This is a genomic window from Rhizobium sp. 01N447_2 (genome assembly GCF_056399245.1).
Map to the genome: position 1 here is coordinate 1 of NZ_JBFTQY010000148.1, position 4,495 is coordinate 4,495.

The window sequence follows — 4,495 nt, forward strand, 5'->3', positions numbered from 1 at the left end:
GCTTCGGGTCGGGGGAAGCCTTGCCGGCATGTTCGCCGCCGCCGAACTCGTCGACTTCCTCGCTGGCAGTGGGTCGTGATTATGGCGGCATTCAGCGGCAAAACCGACGGCGGAGACGACTACATCGAATGCCATCCGGTCATCCTCGCTCTGACACGGCCGCCGACGGTCATGGGGATCCCTTACACATACTTTCTGGCGGAATGCTTCGTCTCGCTGATGGTGTTCATGATCTTAGGCTCGATCCTCTGGTTCCCGGTCTCCTTCGTGATCCTTCACAGCATTCTCTATGTGCTGACGGTGAAGCTCGACCTGTGGTTTTTCGAGATCGTCGGACGCCTCAGCATGTGCGGCGTCAATCCTCTGGGTCGACGGCTCGGCGGTGGCATCAGGACCTATGGGGCGTGATCGATGGGCACCATGGCGAGATCGTTGAAAGGGAGCTTGTCGAAAGGTTGGGAGATATTCGCCGACCGCAGCATATCGACACACATCCCGTTCTATGTGCCGATCGAGAACGGTATCATCCGACTGAAGAACGACTGCCTGGTCTCGACCGTGCAACTGACCGGCTTTTCGTTTGAGACCGCCGATATCGAGACGATCAACATACTGCAGCGGCAGCGGAACGCCGCTTTCCGCGCGATTTCGTCGATCGGCAATTTTGCTCTCTACACCCATGTCATCAGGCGCAAGGTAGCGCCGTCGCTGCCATCGGCGTTCGCCGATCCCTTCATGCGGCGTCTCGACGACGTCTATCAGTCGAGGATCTCCAGGAACGAGATGTTCGTCAACGACACCTATGTGTCCCTTGTTGTACGGCCCTTGTTCAAGAAGGGTTCGGCGCTCTCCCGTGTCATGGGCATCGGCGGCAATGTCGTGCGCAGGGAGCAGTTTCGTGCGATGCGCGACAAGCTTGTCGAAGCAACAAGGGCACTGGAAAAATCGCTTGCCGCCTACGGTCCGAAAGTCTTGCGCGACGTGCGGCGCGCCGAGGTCGATCTTGGCGACGGAAAGACGATCTACCGGACCATCTCCGACGACACGGTGCTTGAGGAAGGCACGCGAACAATCTGGTTCTCGGAGCAATGCGAGTTCTTCTACACACTGCTGAACGGCGGCCGTGTCCGGCCGATCCGTCTCGGCAACATACCGATCGACGAGATGCTGCCGGCGCGGCGCACGTCGATCGGCAACCGGATCATCCATCTCCAAGGCGAAACATCAGGCGATGATCGCTATGCCGCGATGGTATCGCTGAAGGAATATCCGCCCGAGACCGGCGCCGGCATGCTCGACTACATCCTCAAGCTGCCTTTCGAGATGGTGCTGACGCAGTCGATGTCGTTCGTCGACGACATGGCCGCTCGCAGCCGCATCGAAAGGCTCGATCGGCAGATGTCGAAAGCCGACGAGGGCGGCTCCAGCGTTCAGGCCAATCTCGACATCGCCCGCGACGAGCTTGCGCGGAAACGCGTTGCCTTCACCGAGCATCACCTCACTATCATGCCGGTCGCAAGGACGACGGCTCAACTCGACGATGCGGTGGCGCTGATCGGAAACGAGCTTGGGGCGCTTGGCGCCTCCTATGTTCGCGAAGATCTGAACGCCGAGCCGGCTTACTGGGCGCAACTGCCGGGCAACCAGGCCTATATTGCGCGGCGCGCGCTCATCTCGACGCTCAATTGCGCGGGCTTGAGTAGTTTTCACGCCTATCCCTATGGCAAGCCAGATGGAAACCACTGGGGACCGGCAATCACCATTTTTGAGACGACCTCCGGTACGCCGTTCTTTTTCAACTTCCATCAGGGCGACGTCGGGCACACGACGGTCTTCGGACCGACGGGTTCGGGCAAGACCGTCATCATGGCGTTCCTGATCCTGCAGGCCTACCGCGTCAGTCCTCGATTGAAAACGATCGTCTTCGACAAGGACCGTGGCCTCGACATCATGGTGCGGGCGGCGGGCGGCCGATACATGACACTGGAGCCCGGCGAACCGTCTGGGTGGAACCCGCTGCTGCTCGACAATACCGAGGAAAACCGCGTTTTCCTGTACGGGCTTTTGAGCTTCATGCTGAAGCCGTCAAAGGACGGCGAGAGTCTGACGCCGCAGGAAGAAGCTATCATTCGCAACGCGATCAAGTCCGTGCTCAAGACAAAAGACAGATCGTACCGCCGGCTCTCATCCTTGCGTGCCCTCTTGGCCGGAAGCGAGAGGACCGAAGGCAGCCTGATCGCCAGGCTCGACAAATGGGTCGACAAGGGACCCTACGCCTGGCTCTTCGACAATGCCGACGACGACCTCGACATTTCCAGGCCAATGATCGGTTTCGACATGACCTCGATCCTCGACGATCCGACGGTGCGCACCGCGGCCCTCCTCTACATGTTCCACAGGCTGGACGAGATCTACGACGGCAAGGCGCCGATCATCAACCTGATGGACGAAGCCTGGAAACTGCTCGACGACGACGAGTTCAAGCGCACCATGAAAGACTATTTCAAGACCATCCGGAAAAGGAACGGTCTGGTAATCTTTGGCACGCAATCGGCCGACGACGTCGTGCGGTCCAGTGTCAGCCGCACGATCATCGAACAGACGTCAACCAACATCTTCTTTGCCAATCCGAAGGCCGACGAGCATTCCTACATGGAGCATTTCGGCCTCTCCAGGGCCGAATTCGAATGGGTCAAGAACGGCGACCCGAGTTCGCGGTTCATGCTGATCAAGCAGGCGAAGAGCAGCGTGATTGCGCGCATCGACATGTCCCACATGCCGGAGTTCATCAAGGTCTTGTCCGGCCGGGAGGAGACCGTGCGCGAGGTCGAGATGTTGCTCGACGAATATGGAGACGATCCGAAAGATTGGCTGTCGAAATTCTGCTACTGGGAGGGAGAAGAGGCCGATGAACAACGCAAGGCTTCCTGAGTTGGCGACGGCCGGCGTGCTGGCGCTGGCGACAGTGATGACCCCTGCGGCCACCCGCGCTCAGGTTCCAGTCATCGACAATGCCCGCCAGAAGATCCAGCAGGCGACCTTGAATTGGTACCAGGGCTATCAGGCCGATACTCGCAAACTGAAAGGCGCCTCGGGCGGTACGACGGACAGCGTAGCGCCCGGTCAGGGCTCCGGCGCACCCGCCGATTGCTCGGCAGACGGCATGGGCGGCGACACGACACCGGCGGCGCCATCGCAGCGGACGCCGAGCCAGCAGGACGTCGCCCGTATGGTCGAGGACGAGGCGACCCGCCAGGGCGTCGATCCCAATTTCGCGCTCGCCATTGCCGAACAGGAATCGCGTTTCCGACAGTCCGCGCGCTCGGCGGTCGGCGCCACTGGTGTCATGCAGCTGATGCCAGGCACGGCTGCGCAGCTCGGCATCAATCCCTATGACACCCAGGACAACATCCGCGGCGGAGTCAAATACATCAAGCAACTCCAGGGAATGTTCGGCGATCGCTACGATCTGATCGCCGCCGGCTACAATGCCGGGCCGTATCGGCAGTCGCTACAAAATGGGCAGATCCCGAACATTCCCGAAACCCAGGATTATGTCAAAAAGGTCTCCGCCTACTACAGCCGCAACAAGGCGCAGAATGGCGACCGCACTCCGCCGGCTAGCGACAACACCGAGCCCGAGAGCGCGAGCTACGGGAACGGTTGCGGCGAGCAGCTGAAAAAGGCTGTCGACCGCAACACGCAGGCGCAGGCGGAGCGCGGGTCGGTCTGGAATGAGCTGCTCGGAAAATCGATTGAAGCGAACCAGCAATATCTGCAGCGCCTGCAGGCCGGCTTGCAATCGTCGTCGGCCAACGTGCGCGGCTCCGGCGGCGGCAACTCCAAGGATTTCGACGGCTCGCTTGTCATGGCACAAATCCAGTGCCCATCGACCGTCGTCGACACCGGCAGCACCCGCTGCTTTGCCGTGCCGTCGAGTGCCACGACCGAGCAGATCCAGCGCTGGCTCGATGACCTGCAGGAACAGGCACGCGCCAGCGGCGACACCGCGACCTTCTCGGCGATGCAAGATCCCGTATTGGGCCTGGTGACGGTCGTCGATGCCAGAGCGACAGCAAACTGAACGAACAAGAGAGGTTAGGCATATGAAGAGATTTGTCATCGCGGCAGCCCTTGGCATCGTTGCCGTCTCGCAGGCTGACGCGCAGGTCCCCGTCAAGGATTCGGAGAACATTTCGCTCAGCGAGGACATCAAGAAACTGTCGTCCGAGATCCAGCAGGACACCTCGGTCGTCAAGGACAACACGACGAAGACCTTGCAGGCGATCACCGGCGATCGCAGCCAGGATGCCAGCCAGTTCGCCAAACTTGCGACCGGCAATGGCTTCAGCATGGGGCAGGCGCCGGACTTCGGATCGATCCTGTCGGGAAATCAGGCCGTGTTCGGCGGCATCAGCGGTCAGTTTCAGAATACGGCCGCCAAACTGATTAACGGCCTCAACCTGGTGAAGATGGTGGTCGATACCGTCAAGGG

3 protein-coding genes and 1 pseudogene are annotated in these 4,495 nt (G+C 60.3%); all 4 read left to right on the forward strand.

All coding sequences use genetic code 11. The features are described from left to right. Positions 1–81 precede the first annotated feature (81 nt). Positions 82–408, forward strand: a complete 327-nt coding sequence (locus tag AC1ECN_RS38215; RefSeq protein ID WP_477956000.1) for a VirB3 family type IV secretion system protein — start codon at positions 82–84, stop codon at positions 406–408. A 3-nt stretch (positions 409–411) separates the two neighbouring features. Continuing rightward, the gene (locus tag AC1ECN_RS38220) at positions 412–2,931 is read left to right on the forward strand and encodes a VirB4 family type IV secretion/conjugal transfer ATPase (protein ID WP_477956001.1); all 2,520 of its coding nucleotides are present in this window, start codon (positions 412–414) and stop codon (positions 2,929–2,931) included. After that, the gene (locus AC1ECN_RS38225; RefSeq protein WP_477956003.1) at positions 2,909–4,084 is read left to right on the forward strand and encodes a transglycosylase SLT domain-containing protein; all 1,176 of its coding nucleotides are present in this window, start codon (positions 2,909–2,911) and stop codon (positions 4,082–4,084) included. Before AC1ECN_RS38220 ends, AC1ECN_RS38225 begins: the two co-directional genes overlap by 23 nt. A gap of 22 nt (positions 4,085–4,106) precedes the next feature. Continuing rightward, positions 4,107–4,495: pseudogene (locus AC1ECN_RS38230) on the forward strand (conjugal transfer protein); the annotation flags it as partial.